The organism is Arthrobacter sp. T572 (assembly GCF_056780115.1).
Window position 1 is genome coordinate 4126739 of sequence record NZ_JBRAZQ010000002.1, and the last position, 24319, is coordinate 4151057.

The 24319-nt window shown below is 63.2% G+C and carries 21 protein-coding genes; 9 read left to right on the forward strand and 12 right to left on the reverse strand.

Features of this window, described 5'->3' with window-relative positions:
* Positions 1–15: 15 nt before the first annotated feature.
* From pcaC to ACUYMZ_RS20365, 8 genes are all read right to left on the reverse strand, one after another.
* Positions 16–462, reverse strand: coding sequence for a 4-carboxymuconolactone decarboxylase (gene pcaC, locus ACUYMZ_RS20330; protein ID WP_481605664.1), 447 nt, complete (start codon positions 460–462; stop codon positions 16–18).
* The gene (locus ACUYMZ_RS20335) at positions 459–1262 is read right to left on the reverse strand and encodes an alpha/beta fold hydrolase (RefSeq protein ID WP_481605666.1); all 804 of its coding nucleotides are present in this window, start codon (positions 1260–1262) and stop codon (positions 459–461) included. The genes pcaC and ACUYMZ_RS20335 overlap by 4 nt, the downstream gene beginning before the upstream one ends.
* Positions 1255–2673 carry a lyase family protein gene (locus ACUYMZ_RS20340; protein ID WP_481605668.1) on the reverse strand — a complete coding sequence of 473 codons (1419 nt, stop codon included), beginning with the start codon at positions 2671–2673 and terminating at the stop codon, positions 1255–1257. The genes ACUYMZ_RS20335 and ACUYMZ_RS20340 overlap by 8 nt, the downstream gene beginning before the upstream one ends.
* Complete coding sequence (gene pcaG / locus ACUYMZ_RS20345; protein WP_426004849.1) at positions 2670–3260, reverse strand: protocatechuate 3,4-dioxygenase subunit alpha; 591 nt, start codon at positions 3258–3260, stop codon at positions 2670–2672. The genes ACUYMZ_RS20340 and pcaG overlap by 4 nt, the downstream gene beginning before the upstream one ends.
* A gap of 4 nt (positions 3261–3264) precedes the next feature.
* Complete coding sequence (gene pcaH / locus ACUYMZ_RS20350; RefSeq protein ID WP_442423176.1) at positions 3265–4134, reverse strand: protocatechuate 3,4-dioxygenase subunit beta; 870 nt, start codon at positions 4132–4134, stop codon at positions 3265–3267.
* 41 nt (positions 4135–4175) lie between these two features.
* A complete protein-coding gene (locus tag ACUYMZ_RS20355) occupies positions 4176–6044 on the reverse strand; it encodes a bifunctional sugar phosphate isomerase/epimerase/4-hydroxyphenylpyruvate dioxygenase family protein (RefSeq protein WP_481605670.1) in 1869 nt (622 codons plus the stop codon).
* Positions 6044–6940, reverse strand: a complete 897-nt coding sequence (locus ACUYMZ_RS20360; protein WP_481605672.1) for a shikimate dehydrogenase — start codon at positions 6938–6940, stop codon at positions 6044–6046. Before ACUYMZ_RS20360 ends, ACUYMZ_RS20355 begins: the two co-directional genes overlap by 1 nt.
* Before the next feature lie 209 nt (positions 6941–7149).
* Positions 7150–7920, reverse strand: coding sequence for an IclR family transcriptional regulator (locus tag ACUYMZ_RS20365; protein WP_481605674.1), 771 nt, complete (start codon positions 7918–7920; stop codon positions 7150–7152).
* Between the two features lie 201 nt (positions 7921–8121).
* On the opposite strand from ACUYMZ_RS20365, the gene ACUYMZ_RS20370 reads away from it, so the two are divergent.
* Positions 8122–9444, forward strand: a complete 1323-nt coding sequence (locus tag ACUYMZ_RS20370; RefSeq protein WP_426004856.1) for an MFS transporter — start codon at positions 8122–8124, stop codon at positions 9442–9444.
* 116 nt (positions 9445–9560) lie between these two features.
* Here ACUYMZ_RS20370 and ACUYMZ_RS20375 read toward each other — a convergent pair whose 3' ends face one another.
* The gene (locus ACUYMZ_RS20375) at positions 9561–12293 is read right to left on the reverse strand and encodes an FG-GAP-like repeat-containing protein (RefSeq protein WP_481605676.1); all 2733 of its coding nucleotides are present in this window, start codon (positions 12291–12293) and stop codon (positions 9561–9563) included.
* A gap of 251 nt (positions 12294–12544) precedes the next feature.
* Here ACUYMZ_RS20375 and ACUYMZ_RS20380 point away from each other — a divergent pair, with 251 nt between their 5' ends.
* Complete coding sequence (locus ACUYMZ_RS20380) at positions 12545–12781, forward strand: hypothetical protein (protein ID WP_426004858.1); 237 nt, start codon at positions 12545–12547, stop codon at positions 12779–12781.
* Positions 12782–12822: 41 nt separating this feature from the next.
* Here the strand turns inward: ACUYMZ_RS20380 and ACUYMZ_RS20385 are convergent, their stop codons facing one another.
* Together ACUYMZ_RS20385 and ACUYMZ_RS20390 are read right to left on the reverse strand one after the other, a co-directional pair.
* The gene (locus ACUYMZ_RS20385; protein WP_387439476.1) at positions 12823–13110 is read right to left on the reverse strand and encodes a MoaD/ThiS family protein; all 288 of its coding nucleotides are present in this window, start codon (positions 13108–13110) and stop codon (positions 12823–12825) included.
* Positions 13111–13117: 7 nt separating this feature from the next.
* Positions 13118–14362, reverse strand: a complete 1245-nt coding sequence (locus ACUYMZ_RS20390; RefSeq protein ID WP_481605679.1) for a WD40/YVTN/BNR-like repeat-containing protein — start codon at positions 14360–14362, stop codon at positions 13118–13120.
* Positions 14363–14589: 227 nt separating this feature from the next.
* Here ACUYMZ_RS20390 and ACUYMZ_RS20395 point away from each other — a divergent pair, with 227 nt between their 5' ends.
* Both ACUYMZ_RS20395 and ACUYMZ_RS20400 read left to right on the forward strand, forming a co-directional pair.
* Positions 14590–15768 (forward strand): amidase domain-containing protein, encoded by a 1179-nt coding sequence (locus ACUYMZ_RS20395; RefSeq protein ID WP_481605681.1) that lies wholly within the window; start codon positions 14590–14592, stop codon positions 15766–15768.
* Between the two features lie 112 nt (positions 15769–15880).
* On the forward strand, positions 15881–16201 hold the full coding sequence (locus tag ACUYMZ_RS20400) for a hypothetical protein (protein ID WP_481605683.1): 321 nt from the start codon (positions 15881–15883) through the stop codon (positions 16199–16201).
* Positions 16202–16355: 154 nt separating this feature from the next.
* Here ACUYMZ_RS20400 and ACUYMZ_RS20405 read toward each other — a convergent pair whose 3' ends face one another.
* The gene (locus ACUYMZ_RS20405) at positions 16356–17123 is read right to left on the reverse strand and encodes an IclR family transcriptional regulator (protein ID WP_481605685.1); all 768 of its coding nucleotides are present in this window, start codon (positions 17121–17123) and stop codon (positions 16356–16358) included.
* Positions 17124–17254: 131 nt separating this feature from the next.
* Here ACUYMZ_RS20405 and ACUYMZ_RS20410 point away from each other — a divergent pair, with 131 nt between their 5' ends.
* From ACUYMZ_RS20410 to ACUYMZ_RS20430, 5 genes are all read left to right on the forward strand, one after another.
* Entirely contained in the window at positions 17255–18001 is a 747-nt protein-coding gene (locus tag ACUYMZ_RS20410) for an aspartate dehydrogenase domain-containing protein (RefSeq protein ID WP_481605687.1), read from the forward strand.
* A gap of 70 nt (positions 18002–18071) precedes the next feature.
* Complete coding sequence (locus tag ACUYMZ_RS20415; protein WP_481605689.1) at positions 18072–19388, forward strand: MFS transporter; 1317 nt, start codon at positions 18072–18074, stop codon at positions 19386–19388.
* A 132-nt stretch (positions 19389–19520) separates the two neighbouring features.
* Entirely contained in the window at positions 19521–20036 is a 516-nt protein-coding gene (locus tag ACUYMZ_RS20420; RefSeq protein ID WP_481605691.1) for a flavin reductase family protein, read from the forward strand.
* A 497-nt stretch (positions 20037–20533) separates the two neighbouring features.
* A complete protein-coding gene (locus ACUYMZ_RS20425; protein WP_481605693.1) occupies positions 20534–22753 on the forward strand; it encodes a catalase in 2220 nt (739 codons plus the stop codon).
* A 384-nt stretch (positions 22754–23137) separates the two neighbouring features.
* Entirely contained in the window at positions 23138–24286 is a 1149-nt protein-coding gene (locus ACUYMZ_RS20430) for a glutathione-independent formaldehyde dehydrogenase (protein ID WP_426004887.1), read from the forward strand.
* Positions 24287–24319 lie beyond the last annotated feature (33 nt).

Here is a 24319-nt window from a genome sequence, read left to right on the forward strand (position 1 = left end):
GCGCTTAACTGCGACCTAGTTGGGTGAGTTGGGGGTGGATGCAGCGTCGATTTCTGCGAATACTTTTTGGGCCGTCTTGAATGCCGAGTTGGCCGACGGCACGCTGCAATAGATGGCGGTCTGGAGCAGGATTTCCTTGATCTCGTCCCTGCTCAGGCCGTTGTTGAGGGCGGCCCGGACGTGCATGGCCAGTTCTTCCCAGTGACCGTGCGCCACCAGCGCCGTCAGGGTGACGGCGGAACGCATCTGCCGGCTCAGCCCTGGCCGCGTCCAGATCCCACCCCACGCGATCCTGGTGATCATGTCCTGATAGTCCTCGGTAAAGGAATCCTTGCCGGCGTTGGCTCGGTCCACATGTGCGTCGCCGAGCACTTCGCGGCGCACCACCATGCCGGCGTCGTAGATTTCCTGCGCGGTGGCCTCCGGCTGGACAGCCCCGTTCCGCTCTGAAGAGGTACTCACAGTCCGTTCTCCTTCATGAAGTTCCGCATCAAACCAGCCACGACGGCGGGTGCCTCGGCAGGCGCCAGGTGCCCGACGCCGTCGAGCGCTTCCGCCACCGCGAAGGTGCCGCCCGCGCGCACGCCGGTCACCACTTCCTCCGCGAACGGCGGCGGTGCCACTGTGTCCTCGACGCCGGCTATCGCCTGGGTGGGGACGGTGATGCTGCCGAGCTGCTCGCGGACATCGAAGGCAGCGAGGGCTTCGCAGCAGAACGAATAGCTGAAGCGGTCGGCGTCGCGGAGCGCGTGCAGGAGCCGGCTGCTGATCTCCGGCTGGCGGTCCATGAAGCCCTTGGCGAACCAGCGTTCGGCCGAGCCCTGGATCATCACGGGAGTGCCCAGCTTCCGCACAGTCTCCGCGCGTTCCAGCCAGCCATCCGGGGTTCCGAGCTTGGCGCCGCTGCACTGGACGGACAGGCTGCGGAGACGGTCACCGTGCTTGATGCCGAGCTGCAGGCCCGTAGCCCCGCCCAGCGAGACGCCCGCGTAATGGAACCTCGCGCCCGGCGCAACAGATTCCACAAGATCGACGACGGCGTCCGCCAGTTCCGCGACATCGAAACCTTCCGTGGCGGCTGGCGAGATGCCGTGGCCTGGGAGGTCCCAGCCGATGACGTCGTACTCGTCGCCGAGCGAGGCGGCGGTTTCGGACCACAGCACCGTGGAGGTACCCAGCGAGGGGCCCACCACCAGGAGCGGCTTGGTTCCCAGTTCGCGCTGCGGGGACAGCAGCACAGCCTTGACGGTTGGCTTAGCCACGATGGGCTCCCTTCGTTGAAGCGGTGAATTCGGGGTAGGCGGCGAGGATGCGTCGGCTGATTTCCGCGGCCTCGCCGAGGTAGCTCGCGGGATCCAGCAAGGCGTCCAACTCTTCGTCGGACAGCGTGTCCGCCGGGACGGCCTCGCGGAGGAGCTTCCGGTAGGTGTCCGCCTGCTGGCCAGCGGGAGCCGAAAGTGTTTCGTCGACGACGGCCTGCAGCTTCTGCTTTCCGTCCCCGCCCAGGAGAGGTGCGACGGCGGCCGCCACACCTTCGCTGAGGAGCAACGGCCCCGAGATCTCCAGGTTCCTGCGCATGGCCTCGGGGAACACCCGGACACCTTCCGCGAGCTCGCGCAATTGAAGCGCGGCACCGAGCGCCAGCGCGAGGAGCCGACGCAGCGCCGGCCATTCCGTGTGCCAGGCACCGTCCGGCCGCTCGTCGTTGAAGCTCGCAGCGGCCAGGTGGAGCTGGGAACCAAGACCCGGAGCTTGGAGGGCCGCACTGCGGATCAGCACGGACAGCACAGGGTTCTGTTTCTGGGGCATGGCGGACGACACCCCACGCCCGGCAGCCAGGGGTTCGCCGAGTTCGCCCACTTCCGGGCGGCTCAGGAACACCAGGTCCACGGCGATCTTGCCAAAGGCATCCAGCAGGGAAGCCAGGGAATCCCCGAGGGACGTGACGGCCAAACGGTTGGTGTGCCAGGGTGCCGGAGCCGCGGCCAGGCCGAGCTTGAGGGCCAAGGAGTCGGCCAACGTGAAGGGCGTCTCTGAAGAGCCGGCTGTCAGTTTGGACCCGGATGCCAACGTTCCACTGGCACCGCCGAACTGCACCGGCAACTCCTGCGAAGCCAACCGCGACGCAGCCGCAGCCACCCCTTGGAACCACTGCGACGCCCTGAGCCCGAACGTGTAGGGAAGCGCATGCTGCGTCAGGCTCCTGCCCACGCATAGCGTGTCCGCATGCTGTTCCGCCAGGGTGGCGAGCGCCGTCGTCGTGCTCTTCACTTCAGTGAGCAACGCCGAAACGGTGCGGCTGGCCAGCAGCATGAGTGCCGAATCCAGCACGTCCTGGCTGGTGAGGGAGGTGTGGACGGCTTTCCCGGCGCCGACCCCGTTTGCATCCAGGCTGCGCACATGGGCGCGGAGTTCACCGAGCAGCGGGATTACCGGGTTGGCGCCGCCTTGGGCGCGTTCGGCGATGACGGCGAGGTCGTAGTGACCGGGGTCGGCGGCTTCGGCCACCACAGCTGCCGAACCTTCGGGTGCGAGCCCGGCTTCCTCGAGGACAGCCGCCCAGGCAGCTTCGACGTCGAGGATCGCCGCAATCACGGCACGGTCGCCCGTCAACGCCGTCACCGCAGGCGAGGCAGTGACGGGGCTGAGGATGCCGAAGTCGCCGTCGGTCATGACTGGTCCGAGGCCAGATCCAGCGAACCGTCCTGCTGGAAGTCCAGGAACACGGTCTCGTCGCCACCCTGCAGGCGGATGTCCCAGGAGAGTCCACCGTCGGGATCGCGGCGTGCGATCAGCGTCTTGCGGCGTTCGGGGTCAAGCGAGCTCAACAGTGGATCGTTTGCCAGCGCTTCCTCGTTTTCCGGCAGGTAGACGCGGGTGAAGAGGCGGTTCATGAGGCCACGGGCGAAGACCGCCACGGAGATGAACGGCGCCGCTCCGGGTTTAAGCGGCCCCGGGTTGACCGTGGTGAAGGTGTACACGCCCGAGTTTCCAACAGAGCCGCGGCCCCAACCGGTGAAGGTGTAGCCATCACGGACCAGTGAGCCGGTGCGCTGAACGATGTTGCCGTCGGAGTCCGGCTGCCAGATTTCCAGGATGGCGTCGGGGATGGTGTTGCCCGCACCGTCGTACACCGTGCCCTGGAGACGGATGCTGCCCGGGCTGCCCGGTGCCAGGAGTTCGTTGTCCTTGTTAAAGGGAAGGGCGTAGCCGTAGAAGGGTCCGACGGTCTGGCCCGGTGTGGGTGTCAGCTTGCTCATGTGCTTACTCCTCGTCCCCGGCGTCGCCGTATGCTTCGTTCTCGGTCCAGGTCCGCTTGGAACCGGTCAGGATGATGTCCCACTTGTAGCCGAGGGCCCATTCGGGGCTGGTCAGCTCGTGGTCGTACTGCGCAACCAGGCGGTCACGGGCGTCCTGGTCCACGATCGACTGGTAGATCGGGTCCAACGGGAAGAGCTGGTCACCCGGGAAGTACATCTGGGTGACGATCCGCTGGGTGAACTCCGAACCGAACATGGAGAAGTGGATGTGCGCCGGACGCCAGGCGTTGAGGTGGTTCTTCCAGGGGTACGCGCCGGGCTTGATGGTGGTGAAGGAGTAGGAGCCGTCAGCGCCGGTGATGCAACGTCCGACGCCGGTGAAGTTCGGGTCGAGCGGGGCGGGGTGCTGGTCGCGCTTGTGGATGTAGCGTCCGGCGGCGTTGGCCTGCCAGATTTCCACGAGCTGGCCGGCAACCGGGCGGCCGTCACCGTCGAGGACCCGGCCCGAGACGATGATCCGTTCACCCTGCGGCTCGCCGTTGTGCTGGATGGTCAGGTCCGACTCCAGCGCGTGCACGTCCTGGTGGCCGAACGCCGGCGAGTACAGCTCGATGGTCTCCGGATCTGCGTGGTGCAGGTTCTTGGTGGGGTGGCGCAGGATGGAACTGCGGTACGGTGCGTAGTCCAGGCGCGGCATGGTTTCCGGTGCCTTGCCGTTCTTCAGTGCCTCGGCATAGCGGTCGCCGATCGCCTTGATCTCGGCACTGAGGTCCGCCTGCGTTTCCACCTTCTTGGACTCATGCGCGGCGTGTGGCTCAGCTGGCGGCACCAGTTCCTCCGATTCGAGGGCTTGTGCGGTGTTGTCTTGCGGCACAGCCGGCTCCTTTCTATGGATTCTTTGTCGGGTCCGGGCAGCTAGGCCCGGTGGAGTGAGTCGTATTGGACGGCGTGGCGGACTGTGGCGTTCGGGGCTCCGTAGCCGTTGTAGTTGCCGCGGCGCTCCACCATTTCAAAGAACACGCTGCCAACCGTGGCGGTGTAGAAGTGGAGGAATTCGCCGTTGGCGTCCCGGTCATACAGGAGGTTGAGTTCCTGGAGCGTGTCCAGGAATCCGGATACAAGATCGAACCGCGCATCCAGGTCCTCGTAGTAGTTGGCCGGAATCTGCAGGAACTCAAGGCCGCGGTCCCGCGCCGACCGGGCTGTTGCCACGAGGTCGTCGACGGCGAAGGCGATGTGTTCCTGATAAGTCTTTGGCGTGGATGCCTGCTGCACGGGTGCCAGGTTCAGCACCAGCCGCACCGCACCATTGCTGGTCTCCATGACCTGCGAGCGGACCAGGCCGCTGGGACTGGGAACCTCGGCGAAAGGCTGGGGTTCCAGGGCCAGCGCGCTGGTGTAGAAGAGGACGGCCTCGTCGAAGTGCTGCCATGGCTGGGCCAGGTTCACGTGATCAATCACGGCGCTTTGCCGTGCACGCGGGTGCTCCAGCCCCTCGCCGAACTCCTGCGTCCATGCTGCTGTTCCGTCCGGGTTGCCATGGCACAGGAAGATCTCGGTGGAGTCCGGAGCAGAGATGCCCTGGAACACCTCCTCGTCCGCCTGAACCTTGCGGGCGACCACTGGTGCCTTGAGTTGCTGGGCGCGAGCGGAGGCAATGACCGGAGAGTCGACGTCGAACCCCAACGCGGCAATAGCCGGTTCCGTATGGGAGGCCGCCTGCTCGTTGATGATCACCCGGGCCTGGCCCATGGTCCACAACTGCACGTCCTTGGTCCGGTGCCGGCCTTCGAACTCGAAGCCGAGCTGGCCCAGGAGCTTCTCCAGCTGCGCAGTGTCGTCAGCCTTGACCTCGGCGAAGTTGAACCCGGCGGGCTCGTTCACCTTGGGCAGGGTGGCCAGTTCCATGGGATAACGACGGCGGGAGTTCTGTTGGGCTCCTGCCGAGCCGGACGCCGGGCTGCTGGCCAACCACTTGGCGCTCTGTTCTTCCAGCCAGATGAGCGAACGCATGGCATCCACGGCTGTCCGCTCCACGTCCGATTGGCGGAACACATCATTGAAGACCTCCAAGGAAACCGGGCCCGTGTAGCCTGCGCGGACCACATGTCCCATGAACTTGGCGAGCTCGAACTGCCCCTCCCCGGGGAAGACCCGGTAGTGGCGGCTCCAGGACAGCACGTCCATGCTCAGCTTGGGGGCGTCGGCTACCTGGACGAAGAAGATCTTCTCCGCGTTGATATCCTCGATCGGCGCCGTGTCCCAGTCGCGGGAGAGGATGTGGAACGAGTCCAGGCACGTCCCCAGGTTTGGGTGGTCCACCATCTCCACCAGGCGGTAAGCGTGCTCGAAGTCGTTGACGTACTTGCCCCAGGCCAAAGCCTCATAGGCAACCTTGACGCCGTGGTCCCCGGCCAGTTCGGCGAGTTCGGCCAGCTGTGCGGCCCGAAGCTCATCATCATCGATAGTGGCCGTGGCAACGTTGGAACAAACCAGGATGGTGTCCATGCCCAGGCGGGCCATGAGCTTGAACTTGGCTTCCGCGCGCTTGAGGTTGGCTTTCAGCAGGTCCGGTGTGACGCCGTCGAAATCGCGGAACGGCTGGTACAGATCAAGGCCGAGACCCAGGTCCGCCGCCATCTTACGAACGTCTTCCGGGCTGAGCGAGGAGGTGACGAGGTCCTGCTCGAAGATCTCGATGCCGTCGAACCCGGCGATGGCGCAGGCCTGCATCTTCTCCTTCAGCGTGCCGGACAGGCAGACCGTGGCGATTCCCGTGCGCATCAGTGGGCCGCCTTCACGAGTGCGGATTCTTCGGCGGCGATGAGGTCCAGGAAGTGTTCACGCATGCGGTCGCGGTCAGCGTCCCTGCCAGTGAAGATCTTGAAGGCGTCCGCCGCCTGACCAACTGCCATGCGACCGCCGTCGAGCACGTCACAACCCTTGGCGCGCGCCTCGCGGACCAGTTGAGTTTCAATGGGCCGATAGACGATGTCTGCCACCCAGTGGCGTGATTCGAGCAAGTCGATGTCCAGCGGCAGGCCGGGGTGGGCGGCCATCCCAACGGGGGTGCAGTGCACCAGGCCGTCGGCGAGGGGCATAATCTGGCCCAGCTCAGAGGTGCTGCGGGCTGTGATGCTTGCCGCCGGGAAAAGTTCGCCGAGTTCGGCAGCGCGTTCGCCGGCACGGCTTGCGTCCATGTCCACGAGGTCAAGGTGCTTGGCGCCGGCCTTGAGCAGGGCATAGGCGACGGCGGAGCCGGCACCTCCGGCACCCAGTTGGACGACGTGGTCGAGCTTGGCCTTCGGGAGTCCATTGCTGAGTGCCGCGCCGAAGCCGGAGAAGTCCGTGTTGTGGCCGACGAACCGGCCGTCCTGGATCAGGACCGTATTTACGGCACCCAGGCGAGCGGCGTCGTCGGAAATTTCGTCAAGGTGCCCCAGCACCAACTGCTTGCACGGATGAGTGATGTTGAGGCCGTTGAAGCCCATCCGCTGGGCTGCTGTCAGGAGATCCCCGACGGCGGTGGCCGGCAGCGCGAGCTCCAGCAGGTCGATGGGGCGGTACAGCAAGCGAAGGCCCTGCACATCGGCCTCGCGTTCATGCATGGGCGGAGTCAGCGAGGGCATCACGCCTTCGCCAATCAGGCCCACCAGAACGGATTCGGCTCGGTTGCTCATCCTCAAGCTCCTTTTACTTTCACGGCCTGCCCGAAGCGCTCAACGCTGTTCGGACCGAACGTATGATTCAGATTACTACAGTTGTTCATATTCCGCACGCTTGTTCTTATCGCGAACATCTTTCCCCCGCGCTCCCCCTCGCCCCCAACTAGGTCGCACTTAAGCGCGTTTAGCGCGGTCAAAACGCGCACTAATGCGACCCAGTTGGGTCAGCGCTGGGGCAGGCGGGCCGCGAGTTCGGCAGCGGCTTCCTGCAGGGTGGGCACATGGGCGATGAGTTCCTCCATGGTCAGGCGGAACACGGGAACAGCGGTGGCGATCGAAGCGAAGGCATGGCCCTGGGAATTGAGGACCGGGACAGCCACGGCCCGCATCCCTATCTCGTTTTCCTCATCCATCACCGCGTAGCCTTGGCGGCGGACTTGCTCGATCTCCTCGCGGAACTTGTCGCGGTCCGTGATGGAGTGCTCCGTCAAGGCCTCCAGCGGAAGCTCCTCCAGGAGGCGCTTGCGTTCCACGTCCTCTTCGAAGGCGACGATCGCTTTGCCAACCGACGTCGTATGCAGGGCTCCGAGGTGGCCCGGATCGCTGGTCACCCGGAAAGTCTTGGGGCCATCGACCTTGTTGACCGTCAGGTGATGGTCGCCGTCGCGCACTGACAGGATGGTGGCCTCATGTGTTCGCTCGGTGACTCGCTGGAGGACGGGCAGTGCAGTAGCGGCAAAACCGTGATGGTTGGAAACCCGCTGCCCAAGTTGGAATACACGAAGGCCCAGGTGATAGCGGCGACCATCCGCCTCATAGTCCACAAACCCGTCGCGTGTCAGCGAGCCAAGCAGTCGGTAAGTGGTGCTGAACGGCAACCCCGCACTTCGCGCAAGGTCCGCGGCGCTGGCGCCCTTCGGTTCGTCGCCAAGCAAAACCAAAAGGCTCAGAGCCTTGCCCACCATGTCGGTCTTTGTGTCCTCTTTCACACTCATAAGGGAAATGCTCCCACATAGTGAGAGCTATTTCTAGATGGTGATTACTTCTCTTGACAAGTGACCGCACTCACAGCCACTATTGCTGTATTGCACAAGTAGCTCTCACCATGTGGTTACTGTCGGGATAAGCCAGCCGCACCTCGCTCGCGATCCCTCTTCGCTTTACCCGCGACATCGTTGTCACAGAAGGAACCTCCCATGAGCCAAACAATGCCGTCAGCGACGCCCGGCACTGAATCAACAACGGGTACACCCAAGAAAGCCGCACTCGCCAGCTTCCTGGGCAGCGCCGTTGAGTACTACGACTTCTTCATCTTCGGATCCGCCGCAGCGTTGATCTTCCCGCACGTCTTCTTCCCTGACGCTGACGCCAATGCAGCCATCATGTCCTTCGCGACCTTCGGCTTCGCCTACGTCGCACGTCCGGTCGGCGCCATCATCCTGGGCCATTTCGGTGACAGGATCGGACGGCAAAAAGTCCTCATGTTCACGCTGGTCCTCATGGGTGCGGCCACCTTCGTGATCGGCTGCCTCCCCGACTTCAAGACCATCGGCTGGTGGGCGCCCGTCCTGCTCGTGCTGGCACGTCTCTGCCAGGGCCTTTCCGCGGCCGGCGAGCAGGCCGGCGCTTCATCCATGACGCTGGAACACGCGCCGGACAACCGCCGCTCCTTCTTCACCTCATGGACCCTGACAGGCACCCAGGGCGGCCAGATCCTGGCAGCACTGGTCTTCATCCCGGTGGTGGCACTGCCCGACGACATCAAGTACGGCATCGGCTGGCGCATCCCGTTCTGGTTGAGCGCCGTGGTGGTCATCGTTGCCTACTTCATCCGCCGCACACTGCATGAGCCGCCCGCCTTCGCAGAAGCCAAGAAGAACAACCAGATCGCCAAACTTCCCGTGGCCGACCTCCTGAGACTGCACTGGCGGGACGTTCTCCGCGTCATCTGCTGCGCCTTCATTGCCGCTGTCAGCACGGTCTTCGGTACCCTGGCCATCAAGTACGCCCAGGATGTGGCCCACGTCAGCAGCACGATCACCCTCTGGCTGGTAGTGGTGGCCAACATCGTGGCTCTGGGCACGCAGCCCCTGTTCGGCATGCTCGCCGACAAGATCGGCCGCAAGCCAGTCTTCATCTATGGCGCACTGGCCAGTGCCATCATGACCCCGGTCTTCCTCCTGACGCTGGAATCCGGCAACGTACCGCTCATGTTCCTGGTCTCCGTGGTGTTCTTCTCCTTCGGATACGCAGCAGCCAACGCCGTATGGCCGTCCTTCTACGGTGAAATGTTCAGCACCAAGGTCCGCTTCTCCGGCCTGGCCATCGGCACCCAGCTCGGCTTCCTCATGGCAGGTTTCGCTCCGGCGATCGTCACTGCCATGGGCGGCACCAAGCCCGGTGGATGGGTCCAGATCTCCATCTTCAGCGGTGTCATCTGCGTGATCGCTGCCGTCTCCGCGCTGACTGCCCGTGAATCTGCCAAGGTTCCCACGGCCCAGCTGGGACTGCACAAGTAACACTCGCTGCGCCCTTCCCGGTTCCAGGGCGCGTCCATCGGTGACGACACGCGAAAATGCCCGGCATGTTCCCCGACATGCCGGGCATTCCCGTGTGTCCCACAAGAAAAAACCATCTACCGCGGGTTCAGCACCACCGGCTTGAAGGCCCCGCGCCCGGTCCCGGAATACATGAGCAGTGTGCCGTCTCCGGCAACACCCACAACGGAAGGATCACCGGTACCCGTGAACCCGTTGCCGAGGGCGGCCATGCCGGAGAACATGTTCCAGCCGGAACCAAGGTACGAGCGCTGGAGGAACCCGCCCGAACCATTGCCCGGGTACAGCCACAACCCGCCATCGGCTGCGCGGCCCAGCAGGTCTTCACGTCCGTCGCCGTTGAAGTCCCCTGCCTGAAGCACCAGGTTGAACATGTTCCAGCCGCTTCCGATCTGTTTCCGAGCCAGGAACCCGCCCGAGCCATTGCCCGGGTAGACCCACAACACACCGTCGCCGGTCTGGCCCACGATGTCCGGCTTGCCATCACCCGTGAAGTCGCCGGGAGCCAGCAACTGCGTGAAGCCCTGCCAGCCTGTGCCGATCTGTTTCCTGGGCAGGAATCGCCCCGACCCGTCGGTCGGATAGAGCCACAGCGTTCCATCGGAGGCCCGACCCACCAGGTCCGGGCGCCGATCGCCGTCGAAATCACCTGCCGACAGAACCGCGGTGAACATGTTCCACCCGCTCCCCACTTGGACCCGCGGCAGGAAGCCGCCCGAGCCGTTGCCCGGATACAGCCAGAGTGCGCCGTCAGTGCCCCGGGCCAGGATGTCGGCCACGCCGTCGCCGTCGAAGTCCCCGGCTTCCCATACCTGGCGGAACGCGCTCCATCCGGTACCGATGGCGAGCCGGTCGGCAAAGCCGGACCCGTCGCCGGGGTAGACGCGCATGTCCGCGCCGCTGGCGGTCAGAACATCGGCGGTTGCATCACCGGTCAGATCCTGCCCGCCAACAATGTCACCGGCCTGGTTCCAACCGCTCCCGACGGCGGCACGCGGCTGGAAGCCCCCCTTGCCATCGCCGGGGTAGACATAGAGGGTGCCATCGCCCGTGCGGGCGAGGAGCCCGGCCTTCCCGCCGCCGAAGCTGCCTGCAGGGGTAAGGCTGGTGAAGGCATCCCATCCCTGTCCAACCTGCTGCTGCGTCAGAAAGCCTCCTGCGCCGTTGCCCGGGTAGAGCCACAGCCGGCCGTCGGTGGTCGTGGCCATCAGGTCCGCGCGGCCGTCTCCACTGAAGTCGCCAACGGCCAGCAACCTCGTAAAGCCCTGCCATCCAACACCCACCTGGCTCCGGGCCAGGAATCCGCCCTTGCCGTTGCCGGGGTAGAGCCAGAGTGCGCCGTCACTGGTCCGGGCCAGAATGTCCGGGAAACCGTCACCGTTGAAATCAGAGGTGCCGATCACGGAATTGAAGATCCCCCAGCCGGAGCCAATCTGGACCGGGTTGGCCAGCCGGTTCCCGCGCAGGCCCGCGTACAGGAGCAGGGAGCCGTCGGTTTCGCGGGAGATGACATCGGCGAGTTTGTCGCCGTCGAAATCCCCGGCCGAGAAGCGCATGCGCGCCTTCAGCTTGGGGTCGGCGTTGATGGTGACCGTGGCGGACGTGGAGCTGACAGAGTTGATGGTCACCTGTGTGCCCGTGTACGTGGTGAAGGTCGAGCCCGCCTGCCAGGCATGGTTGGAGCTGTACCAGCCACTGAATGGCCGTGTGTCCGGCATGAGAATCAGGGAGGAGGCAATGGTGGCGCCGCCGCGCTGGACAATTTTTACGCCGCGGTTTCCTTCCCGGCCTGCGCCGGAAAGGTAGCTGTCGTAGCCGACCGGTTGCCGCAGTTCAAGGTAGTAGACCTCTTTGCTGACGGGGTCCGTGAACTTGATGGCCCGCTGGGCTTCCGTGCCTCCCCACGGCTTGAGGGTATAGCTCTTGACACCCGTGGCCACACCGACGTCGCGGATCTCATCTCCGCGGCCCAAGCCCGCATAGTCCCACAGGGTGGAACTGACCACCGGTGATGCGAACTGCGCCGCGCCCATGATGTCAGTGGTATCGCCGTATTCGCGGACGTAACAGGAGGGATCGGTGAACTGGCCGTTGCTGTTGACACCCACGTCCGAGGCTCCGCTGCCGCACTGCAGCGCATCGGCATGCATCAAGCCGATGACATGGCCGAACTCGTGGCTGATCACGTTGTTGGTGAAGTTGCTGATCTGCGGCAGCAGGACCCTGCCGCTGTAGCTGCCACTGCTGTAGCCGGCACCCAGGGCATTGCCGGACAGGGTGCTGGTGGGGATGAAGATCACCAGTGCCGTGTAGGGATTCGGAGCCCAGGTCAGTTCGCTGGTGATGGTGGACATGATGGTGCTGTAGCTGTCCGTGGACCTCGCCTTGGACTGGAAGCCGGCGACCTTGCTGGCCACGGACATGGAGAGTTTATTGTCCGTCATGGCTTTCCAGTAATTACTGGTGGCAACAACTGCCTGCTCGGCCCCGGACATGGAGACGGCATTCGTGTTGTCGGCCAGCTTGGCTGTCACGAGCTTCACGCGGATATTGCCGCCCGGGCCGGTTGCGGCCGCACCGTCCCGCAGGAGGGATTCGACATCGGCGGATTCGTCGGCTGGTTGCGTCGCCACCCCGGCCGGGCCCTCGAAGGTATGCTCCGAATGCGGGGTTCCCTCGACGAACCTGACGTTGGGATTGTCCGGTGTTGGTGCCGGCACGGCGGTGGCCGGCGCCTGAACGAAAAACAGGCCGGTGGCGAACACCACCAAGCCTGTGGACAACGCAATGGAACGACGCAAGAAACCCATGAAATCTCCCGGGGGCGGAGGCTGTGGTTCCTGTGAGTCTCAAGAACCGACATCAGGTTACAGCGGGGTCCGCACCAGCCCGCGGAGGTCCGGGCCAACACTCGGCGCGTCTTGTGGCAGCAGCCCGATACGCGACCAACCCGCAATGCTTACCGGACCCTAACCACGCCGAAATACGTCGGCAACATTGCCCCTCCACACTGGAATAGCCGGCAACTGCAGGCACAAGCTCCAGTCAGGAGGAGGACACCATGTTGAAGGATGCCACAACCCGAACCACACGTATCCGAGCCGTCAGCCAGCTTCACCGCGGAGACGAAATCGAGGCCCGACTGTCCGTGGGCCCCGCCTACGATGACGTGGTGGTCCGCCGCGGACTCGTCCAGGAAACAGCGCCGGGAATCGGTGTTGTCTGGATCATGGACCGCATCTCCGGGATGAGGAAAGCCATCAACACCGACGAATGCAGTGTTTGGCGCGTTGCCTGAACTACCGCCACAGTGAGCCTGGCCCGACCCCGAACACCAGCTCAGCCGCCGGCCACGGACTGGATTATCAAGACCTCCTGGCCGCCCGCAACTTCCGTATCAAGCCCTTTCAGCCTCCGGACCTCATCGCCGTTCACGTAAATATTCACGAAACGGCGGAGCGCACCGGTTTCATCGCGCAGGCGCCGGGCCAGCACCGGGTATTCACCGGTCACGGTGTCCAGCAACTGTCCAACGGTCACAGCACCGTCGGCGGACGCAGTCAGGTAGGACTGTCCGCCGACGAGCGGCTGCAGGACGCCAGGCAGCAGGACCGTAATGTCAGCCACAACGGACCTAACCGGGTACCGGAGCGCTGGCAGTGTCCCCGGGCGTCCCGGCTGCTTTCGCAGCTGTCTCGACGACCTCTGCAGCCTCTGCCAGCACCGTCGCTTCCGCGACTGCCAGCGGCTGGTCCGCGCCCGTTGGGTTTCCAACCACGACGGCGGCCCTCACGCACAGCACGTCCGGCAGGTGCGAGGCCACTTCAGTAAAGGTCCCGCCCTCGTCGGCGCTGGCATAGACGGACCCTCCGCGGGTTCCAAAGTACACACCCACGGGTTCTGCCGTATCCACGGAGGCGGCGTCGCGGAGCACCGCGTTGTATTCGTGGTCCGGCAGACCCGTGTGCAGTTCCGTCCAGGAATTTCCCGCGTCAGCGGTCCGGTGAACGCTGAGTTTGCTGCCCGGCGGGATGCGTTCGCCGTCTGCCTTCAGCGGGATCACCCAGGCTGTCCCTTCGCGGCGGGGGTGTGTCAGCATGACAAAGCCAAAGTCTGCCGGCAGCCCCTCGGCAATTGAATTCCAATTGTCACCGTTGTCATCCGTGCGGTAGACGCCGTGGTGGTTCTGCGCGTACAAACGGCCTTCCACAGTGGCGTCGGCTGCGATTTTGTGGACGCACTGGCCGAACTCGGGGTTGGGATCCGGCATGAAGTAGGCCGAGATCCCCTTGTTTCGGGGCTCCCAGGAGGTACCGCCGTCGAGCGATCTGTAGACGCCGCCCGTGCTCATGGCGACATGCACCTTCTCGCCCGACGGGTCCACCACGATCGAGTGGGCGGCCGCGCCGCCGTAGCCGGCGCCCCACTCGCTCCGGTGCGGGTGGTCCCACAGACCGCGGTTCAACTCGAAGTGCTCCCCGCCGTCGGTGGATTTCCAGACCGAAATTGGTTCGCAACCGGCCCAAACCACACCAGGGCGGGAGTCGGCGTCGGGGTAGATCTGCCAAATGCGCTCCAGGGCGGCGTCGGTGCCGTCCGGGAAGGTGATGGCGCCGTGTTCGGGCTCGGTCCAGCTCTTGCCGAGGTCGTCGGAGTGGGCAACAGTGGGTCCCCAGTGCTCGGAACGGACACCCACCATGATTCGTGTTGTGCCGTCCCGCGTATCAATCCCGATGCTTGGTATCTCGCTCATCAGGAAGTGCGGGCCGGAGAGGGACCAATCCTTGCGGTCCGGGCTGGTTGCCAGCCACAGACCTTTCTTGGTCCCGATCGCCAAGACATAACTCTCTGCGGTATTTGGGGTTGCCATGAGTCCCATCGAACCATCGCGGGCTGGGGAGGGCAATGGGTTTGTCGGCTATGTGGATAGTCAGCGGCGAACCCAACGAGTTGAAACCATTTCCAGTGAGACGCATCACGTTGTGGTGACGGCCGCCACTTCAGATCATCAGCGGAGTAACACTGAAGGTTGCCGACATCCACGTATGAATCGATTCCCGGCTTCAGCATTGCAAACTCCGGCCGCAATCGCAGAGGGGACAAGTAGTGACGAGAGCAAAGCATGTAGGCGCCGCTTTAGTAGAAGTGGTCGTAGGTTTGAGCGCATTCGAACCTGCAGTTGCATCTGCTTCTCCAGAACCCGTTCAGACAACACCGGCCGAAATCAAGGAGCTATCAGCGATCCTGCAGTCGGCCATCAATGAGCGAAACCAGCAGATGCTGGTTGGCGAAAGCCTTGACTCCACTGACCAGATGAGTCTGCAAAGATTTAGTACCAAGTCCAAAAGTAAGGTCGCAGCTGAGTACAGCGAACTCAAGGCTCGAAAGAAGAGGTTGGCAGGGTATGGCCAGGGCTACTCCGGCATTAGTACGAACTTTGAATCGGAGAAATTCCAAGTCACTGGAGACCGCGCCACCGCAGAGGTCACTGAACGAACTGAACTGACATACACAACTGGCGGACCTCCAGAAAGTTACGAGTACGAACAGGTCGTGGATTTCTCAAGATCAGGCACAGGCTGGGTCATCGATGCCATCAAACCAAAGTCTTCGGAAGGAATTCCTCCATCTACAGTTGTCAGCGCGGAGCAGCTTTCCTATTCGAAGAACCCGCCTGGCTCTAACGCCGCACTCCATATTGAGTCCGGCCAAAAGGCGGACCCAGCGAAGGCTGAGGCTGCGAACAGCCATGCGCCACAAGTCAAGCAGTCGCCTGTACCTCAGAAAAGTGATCAGGAAATCTCGCGCGCCGCAGGTTACAACTACACGGCGATGGTAAATCACGCACGTTACTGGGCCTTCGGCCGAAACGGTGCATACAGGCAATTCGGTAACGATTGCCAAAACTTCGTCTCCCAGTCCTTAAATGCTGGAGGATGGCAGCACGTGGGAGGCTGGTATCAATACGACAGCAGCTGGTGGTACAGCTGGGCCAATCAGACTTGGTCGTGGACCGGAGCCCAGCACTTTCACAACTTCGCCGTATCGCAAGGCCGGGTTTCCTACCTTGGCTACCTCAACGACCTCGGACCCGCGGACGTGCTGCAGGTGCACTGGGAGGGCACTCCCGATGTTGATCACTCAATGATTGTCACGTATTCGCCATGGAGTGCTGGCACACGTGACATCCGGGTCAGCTACCACACGACGGATACCCTCGACAGGAGCATCTGGAATTTGTACTCCTCATTCCCCTACGCAACGTGGTATGCGCTAAGGACCTAGGAGTAAGTTAGCAGACGTGCGCAGCATGAGACCGAATGCCATCGTGGCGGCAGTTCTTGGGTTTGGGTTGGTGCTGAGCGGCTGCGACAGAACATTTGAGCCCGATATGAAAATGCGTGATGCTACAACGGAGAAAGTCATCAAGGCCGCCCGGAACGGCGACAGGCAAGAACTGCTCGACCTCGCTCTGTCGGAAATGCAGGAACGGGACGCCGCAGCAGATGCCCTGATCGTCCAAGTTGGCCGGTTGAGCTCTTCATACTCGGTGGAATACCGGGAGCATCACGGGGCTCCAGACAATTACATTGTCACCGCTACAGATGCCGAAGGAGATGCAGCCTCGTTCGAACTCGATTGGTTCGACGCGAAGTGGCAACTTGCTCTGGGGACAGCCAGTCCGGCCAGGTCTCCCGCTGCATCGCCCAGCCCCTGAATACTCGAACAATTCCCTGTCAAGCATTCAAAGATGTCGCCCGCCCGGGTCGTATCCTGGGCGGGCGATATCTCCGCCCCCCAACCCAACCGCCCGCCGCCGCACAAAGGCAACCGTTTAGGGCTATTTGGACGGATTGCCGAAATCACTGGGCCTAAAAGGTCAGGTCCACGGCGATCCTCCCGGCTTGGGTCCGGAGTTCTTCCAAGAGCCAGTCCCGACGCGAAGTCCCTGCCGGCCCATCCAACTCGAAACGCGCCGACGGACCGCTCACCGTGAGCGCGCAGAGAACCCGCCCCTTCGGACGATTCACCGCAACCGCGAGCGCGGCTACGCCCGTTTCCACTTCGTTGAGGCTCTGCCCGAATCCGCCTTCGCGGGCATCATGGATCGAGCGCATAAGCGCTTCCATCGACGTCGCACCCGCCGGTGTCAGCGGCAAGGGCAGGCCGTCCGGATACAACTGAGCCACTTCGGCGTCATCCTTCAGGGACAGCAGGAGTTTGCCGGATGCCGTGGCATGGGCAGGCATCAACATCCCCACGCGGCTGGTCACGCGCATGATATTTCGGGATTCGACGCCGGCAACGAAGCGAATCGATGCCTTGTGCAACACGGCCAGCTGGACGGTCTCACCGGATGAGTCCCGCAAGCTCTCCATATGGGGTTGAGCCTTTTCGATGCAATGCTCAATGGCCGCGGCATCATTGGCACCCAGCATGGCTGGACCAAGCCTGTATTTCTTCCCGGTGGTGGCTCTCTGTACGTAGCCGGCCTCGGCCAACGTGGAAATGAGTCGATGCGCCGTGGACATGGCACACCCGAGTTCCCGGGCCACGTCAGTAACGCCGAGCTCTGACCGGGTTTGAAGCGTATCGAGGATCCGAAGGGCCTGCTGGACTGACTGCAAGGTGTCGCTCATAGGAGCATCATCCCAAAATTCCGCATAAAGGAATACTATTTCAAGCTATTCCTTCATGCGGAGCTTAGAGCTACATTGATCAACACCGGCCATCATCGGGCGGCAAACCCATCAATGATCAGGAGTTGGTTGTGGCGCGAATCGGCGTACTTGGCGGCGGCGGAATAGCAACCAGCATCGCGTCCTATGTTTTGCAAACTGCGAGCCACCAGCTGACCTTCGTTCAGGCGCGCTCCCTCGGCTCCGGCATCGCCACAACCACGAGGGCAACCAATGATGAACTCCGGGAAACCGACTTGGTGGTTGAGGCAGCCCATCCGGAGGTGGTCAAGGAATACGGGGCGCGGATCCTCAGGACATCGGACCTCATGGTCCTGTCGTGCGGCGCCCTGGTGGACGACGACGTGCGGTTGGCCCTCGCTGAAACGGCAACAGAGCACGGGACCAGATTGATCCTGCCGCACGGAGCGCTGGTGGGTGTTGAAAGCCATCTCTCCCAGCAATGGGACTCAGCCACCATCGAATTTGTGAAGTCCCCCTCCAGCCTTGAGCCGGCACCTAAGCACGCGGAGAGGCGGATGGTCCTGTACGACGGACCCGTGCGGGGAATCGCCGCTCTGTACCCAAGGAACGTCAACGCCATGGTGACCTATGCGCTGGCGACGGTGGGACTGGATCACTGCCGTGCCCGGCTGGTCAGCGACCCGGACGCAACCGTGGGACGCCTGGAAACAAGCGCCGCAGGAGCCGACGGGTCACGTCTCCACATCATCAAGGAGCAGCCGATGAAAGGCGTCTCCGGCACGGAAATGGCCGGCTCCGTCCTCGGCAGCCTGCAACAAGCCATGGAACAGCGACCCGGCCTGGTCTTCGGTTAGTCACTATCCACTCCGCCCCGGCAACGACGCCGCGGACGCCTGACAAACAACGAGGTGAACTGTGAAGGAAATGATCTCCCACGAGGCTGCGCCGGACCACAAGCCGGAGTCCCGCCCATCACTCGTCAAACTGGCCACAGCGTCATGCGCCGGTACAGCCATCGAATACTACGATTTCCTCGCGTATGCCATCGCGGCATCCACTGTCTTCAACGTGGTCTTCTTTCCGGCCACGGACCCACTGATCGGCACACTGTTGTCTCTGGCGACGTTTGCAACAGGCTTCATCGCACGTCCCTTGGGTGGAATCGTTATCGGGCATTTCGGCGACAAGCTGGGGCGCAAGAAGATGCTGCTCCTCACCCTCATCGTCATGGGTGCCTGCACTGTTCTCATCGGCGCACTTCCTACCTACGCCCAGATCGGCATCTGGGCGCCCATAGCTTTGGTGCTCCTCCGCCTCCTTCAAGGATTCGCGGCAGGCGGCGAATTCGCAGGTGCCGCACTGATCGCGATTGAGCACGCGCCTTCCGGAAAGAAAGGGTTCTACGGAAGCTGGACCATTCTGGGCGTATCCATTGGTGCACTGCTGGCGACCGGAGCCTTCGCGCTGCTTGGCGGTCTGCCGAAGGAAGAATTCATGGGTTGGGGTTGGCGAATGCCCTTCCTCGCGAGCATCGTCATAGGCGCCATTGGGCTGCTGGTCCGGTTCGGCATTGAGGAGACACCGGCTTTCCTGAAGGCCAAAGCGGCGAAACCGGCAAAACTGCCCATCGTCCAGGTCATCCGTGACCAGCCAAAGGCGATCCTGCTGTCCACCGGAGCACTGATCGGATACTCGACGTTCGTGTACATCGTCTTCACCTTCCTCCTCAGTTACGGCACGCAGGAGCTGGGTCTGCCACGGACATTGCTGCTCAACGCTTCGATGCTTGGCCTGCTGCTGCAGGTCGTTACAGTACCTGCCTGGGCCGCTCTTTCGGACCGGATCGGCCGTAAACCGGTGATGCTGCTGGGCGGCGTGTTCCTGGTCAGTTTTGCCTTTGCGTTGTTCCCGCTGATCCGTACCGCGAATCCGGGCATCATTGTTGCGGCGATCGTGGTGGCCTACAGCGGATCCGCCGCGATCCACGGTCCCATGGCTGCCTTCTTCGCCGAGCTCTTCGGCACCGGCGTCCGCTACAGCGGAATCTCCCTGGGCTACCAGCTGGGCAACGTGCTCGGCGGAGGGCTAGCACCAGTCATTGCCACAGCGCTCTTTGCGGCCAACGGGAAAAGCACTGATCCAGTAGCCTTCTATCTGGCCGTGACGGCCGCCATCAGCATTGTGTGCCTCCTCCTCCTTCCCAATACAGGACGAAAGGAATCGTCAACCGTGGATGCATGATTTCCAAGGAGAGGGGACGGCGTGGCGCCGGGAACCAACGACCGGCCTGCCTCGATTGGACTTCAACAAATGTTGAGGTTTTAGGGTTGTAAGGGCCCCGAAAATCCTGGGCCCGCAACGAAAGCACAGGTTATGCCCCTCTCCAGCGCCCCGGCCGACACAACACACCACCTTTTCCGCAACGCCTTCCGCTCACATCCTGCCGGCGTTGCCATAGTGACCGCGGCCAGTGAAGTGGGGCCTGTGGGGCTCACTGCCTCCTCCGTAGCATCGGTGTCCGCCGAGCCGCCGGCGCTTTCCTTCTCCCTGTCCGGGAGCAGGTCGGCCGAGCAATTGATCCAGGCCGAAACAGTGGTGGTCCACATGATGGACGCCGGACAGTTGGACCTCGTGAAGACCTTCTCCAAGCCAGGTACAGAGCGCTTCACCACGGCCATGGACTGGGCCACGCTGCCCACGGGTGAGCCGCTGCTCCGGGCAGCACCGTGGGCGTTGCGTTGCCGGATCACGCACCGTGTGCCGGTGGGTACGTCCATCCTGTTGGCCGCAGAGGTACTGGAGATCCTCGGCCAGCCCGGCACAGCCGACCCGCTGGTCTATCACGACCGGTGGTTCCACCGGCTCACGGACGCGTCCCGCATCGGCTAGAAACGCCCGACGGCGGATGGTCGCCTGGGTGACCATCCGCCGTCGTGGTTCAACGGATGGCGCTTCCCGTGTGTTCGGACAGCGAGGCAAGCAGCGCGTCCTGAAAGCGATGATCGTGGACCGACGGGTGCGGTTCCCGGGTTTTCCGGTGGTACCAGTACTGGCCGGTTCCGTGCGTTCCGGCCCTGAGCCGGCTGCAAGCCAGGCTTGCGTGAGGTGTCCCAGCCGGAGATCGTCGGGGGCGCCTGCTCCTCCCATGCGGGTGGGCATCCATCCCGGATCCACAGCATGGGAACGGCCACGTGGTGACGCGGCTGGCGCACGTGACGGATGAGGAGTACGGGGCTTGGTTTCCTGTCGCGTATGCCCGGTCCGGATTCCGGGCAAAATTTGTGGAGTTGAAGAATCTTCCCTAGGGTGCAGAGCATGCTAAGTATGCTTAGCATTTCGGCCATCGGTCGAATACTGCTGGTTTTGCCCATCCTGAGGAGAAATTCATGGCGGAAAAGAAGAACAGCATCGACATTCCAGGCGTGCCGGGAAGCGAACCGGCCAGCCTGGAAGAACCCACGACACCCAGGGAACCCTTGCCGCCCAAGCAGGATCAGCGCGGACCCGAGGCGGCTTCCCCGACCGGTACGCCCACGGGAGCCCCCGCCACCTCCCGCGCCCAGTCAGGCCAGTACCTGACAACAGCCCAGGGTCTCCGCCTTCGCGACACCGACCACTCGCTGAAGGCAGGTGCGCGCGGTCCCATTCTGTTGCAGGACCACCACCTCCGGGAAAAGATCACCCACTTCGACCACGAGCGCATCCCGGAGCGTGTGGTGCATGCCCGCGGCGCGGGAGCCCACGGAGTTTTCCGCTCCTACGGGACGGCCGCCAACATCACCACGGCAGGGTTCCTGGCCAAGGATGTCGAAACTCCCGTCTTCGTCCGATTCTCCACCGTCCTCGGCTCCCGCGGTTCAGCGGATACGGTCCGTGATACCCGCGGCTTTTCGACGAAGTTCTACACGGACGAGGGAACCTATGACCTGGTAGGCAACAACATTCCCGTCTTCTTCATCCAGGACGGCATCAAGTTCCCCGATGTCGTGCATGCCGCCAAGCCGCATCCGGACCGCGAAATTCCGCAGGCGCAGAGTGCCCACGACACCTTCTGGGACTTCGTCTCCCTGCACACCGAGGCGCAGGCGCACACCATGTGGAACATGTCTGACCGTGGAATCCCGCGCTCATACCGGACCATGGAAGGCTTCGGCGTCCACACCTTCCGGTTCATCAACGACGAGGGCCGCACCACTTTGGTGAAGTTCCACTGGAAGCCAAAGCAAGGCGTCCACTCGCTGGTGTGGGAAGAAGCGCAGATCATCAACGGCATGGACCCCGACTTCCACCGCCGCGACCTGGCCGACGCCATCGAGGCCGGTGCCTATCCGGAATGGGAGCTGGGGGTCCAGACGTTCCCGGACACCGAGGACCAGATGTTCGAAGGGATCGATTTGCTGGATCCCACCAAGTTCGTGCCGGAGGAACTGGCGCCGGTCCAGCCCATCGGCGTCATGACCCTCAACGCCAATCCCACCAACTACTTCGCCGAAACCGAGCAGGTGGCATTCCACCCCGGCCACCTTGTCCCCGGGATCGACGTCACCAATGACCCACTGCTGCAGGTACGCCTTTTTTCCTACCTGGACACCCAGATCTCACGCCTGGGCGGGCCGAACTTCGGACAGATTCCGATTAACCGGCCGCAGACTCCGGTCAACGACATGCTGCGCGACGGCATGCACCAGCAGGCAGACCACAGTGGCGTTGCGCCGTACCGCCCCAACTCCCTCGACGGCGGTTGCCCCTTCCACGCCGGCCAGGACGTGGGGGCGTTCATTGACGTCCCGGAGGAACTCGCCGCATCCCTCAAGGAGCGCCGGAACCCGGCTTCGTTTGACGATCACTACAGCCAGGTCAGGCTGTTTTTCCGCAGCCTCAGCCCGATCGAGCAGGACCACGTGATCCAGGCTTACACGTTTGAGCTCGGCAAGTGCTACGAGAAGTCGATCCGCGAACGCCAGCTTGCAGCTCTGGCCAACGTGGACGCTGGATTGTGCGCCGCGGTAGCCAAGGGCCTCGGCCTCCCGGCGCCGTCTGCAACCGTCGAAGTGCCGGAGGTCGAACCCAGCCCGGCGTTGTCGCAGGTCGGGAAGACCTGGCCCGTCGCCGGCCGCATTGTCGGAATTCTGGCCGACCAGGACAGCGACCTTTCTGCGGTGGCCGCGGCACGGAAAGCCCTGGACGCAGAGGGCATCGTCCCGCTGGTTATCGCCCCGGAAGGCGGCTTCCTGGGATCAGAGAACGACGGCGGGATCCCCGTTCAGCGTACTTACCTCACCGCCCGCTCAACAGAGTTCGACGCCGTCATCGTGGCCACGGCCGCCACGCCGGCTGCCGATGCCGAACCCGGCTTGGACGCCAAGGCCGGCGCTCCCGCCGGCACCTTGGATCCGCGGGCTGGATTGCTCCTTGGTGAGGCTTTCCGCCACGCAAAGGCCATTGCCTCGCTGGACGGCGCCGCGCCGGCCTTGGCCGCAGCAGGTGTCCCGCAGGACGCACCCGGCGTTGTTGCGGGAAAGGATGCAGACGCCGTGGTGGCAGAGTTGACGGGCCTGCTGGCTGCCCACCGGGCGTGGGAGCGCTTCCCGGCAGCATCGGCCTGAGGGCCACCGGCAGCGCACCAGGGGTAGTTCGACGGGGGCTCCCATCGGTCCAACCGGCGAGCATCAACCTGCAGCTTCCATAGCTTGCGGGAGGATGTTGCCGGCGGCCGGTGGGGGTTGCGCCGGATCCATATGCGTAACCCCTCGACATTGTTAATAAGGTTCCTTACTATTAAGTCTTGATCGGTTTCACCTTGTAAACAGCTGGGCAACCGGGAATGTGCCGGGGCAGCCAGTCGTCTTGAATCCTGGGCCTCACGCCTTCCGGGCACCCGAGGTCCTCTACGTATCACATTCCTTCGCGGCCTGATGGCGCGCGCCTCCAAACAGCTTCGTGGATGCCACGTAAGGCCCTTGGGATAAACCAAGGAAGAGAGCGAAACAGTGAAGGCAGTAGTTTACAAAGGACCAAACGATGTCAGCGTCGAAGAAATCCCCGATGCCAAGATCGAACACCCGGCCGATGTATTGGTGCGGATCACCTCGGCCAATATCTGCGGCTCGGACCTGCACATGTACGAGGGCAGGACGAGCTTCGAACCGGGACGCTCCTTCGGACACGAGAACCTGGGGGAGGTGGTTGAGGTTGGCCCCGCGGTCAGCAAAGTCAAAGTGGGTGAACGGGTTGTCCTGCCCTTCAACATCGCCTGCGGATTCTGTAAGAACTGCGAACGCGGCTTCACGAACTACTGCCTGACCATGCAGCCCGAGCCAAAGCTTGCCGGCGCTGCCTACGGTTTCGCGGATATGGGTCCCTACCAGGGTGGACAGGCTGAGTACCTCAGGGTTCCCTATGGCGACTTCAACTGCCTGCGGCTGGGGGAGGACGCCGAGGAGAAGGAACTCGACTACGTCATGCTCGCAGACATCTTCCCCACAGGCTGGCACGCAACCGAAATGGCAGGCGTCTACCCGGGCGACTCCGTGGTCATTTACGGCGGCGGACCGGTGGGACTCATGGCCGCCTACTCCGCCATCATCAAAGGTGCAGGCAAGGTCATGGTGGTGGACCGCCAGAAAGACAGGCTGAAGCTGGCCGAACAGATCGGCGCCATTCCCGTCAATGACGCCGAAGTTGATCCTGTGGAGTTCGTCAAGGACCAGACCATGGGATTCGGCGCGGACCGGGGATGCGAATGCGTGGGCTACCAGGCCCACGATCCCGAAGGCAACGAACACCCCAACCAAACCCTGAACCGGCTCGTAGACTCAGTCCGCTTTGTGGGCGGCCTGGGTGTGGTGGGTGTCTTCCTGCCGCAGGATCCGGGTTCCCCCGACGAACTCGAGAAGCAAGGCCAGGTTGCCTTCGACTACGGAAACTACTGGTTCAAGGGTCAGACCATGGGCTCGGGCCAGTGTCCCGTCAAGAAGTACAACCGCGCACTGCGGGACCTCGTAGCCGGCGGAAAGGCCAGCCCGTCCTTCATCGTCAGCCACGAGTTGAGCCTTGACGAGGCTCCAGAGGGCTACCGGAACTTCGACAGCCGGGAAGACGGCTGGACGAAGGTTGTCCTCCACCCAGCCGGAGTCTGAGGGACTTTTCAGATGTCTGAACAAGCAATGTCC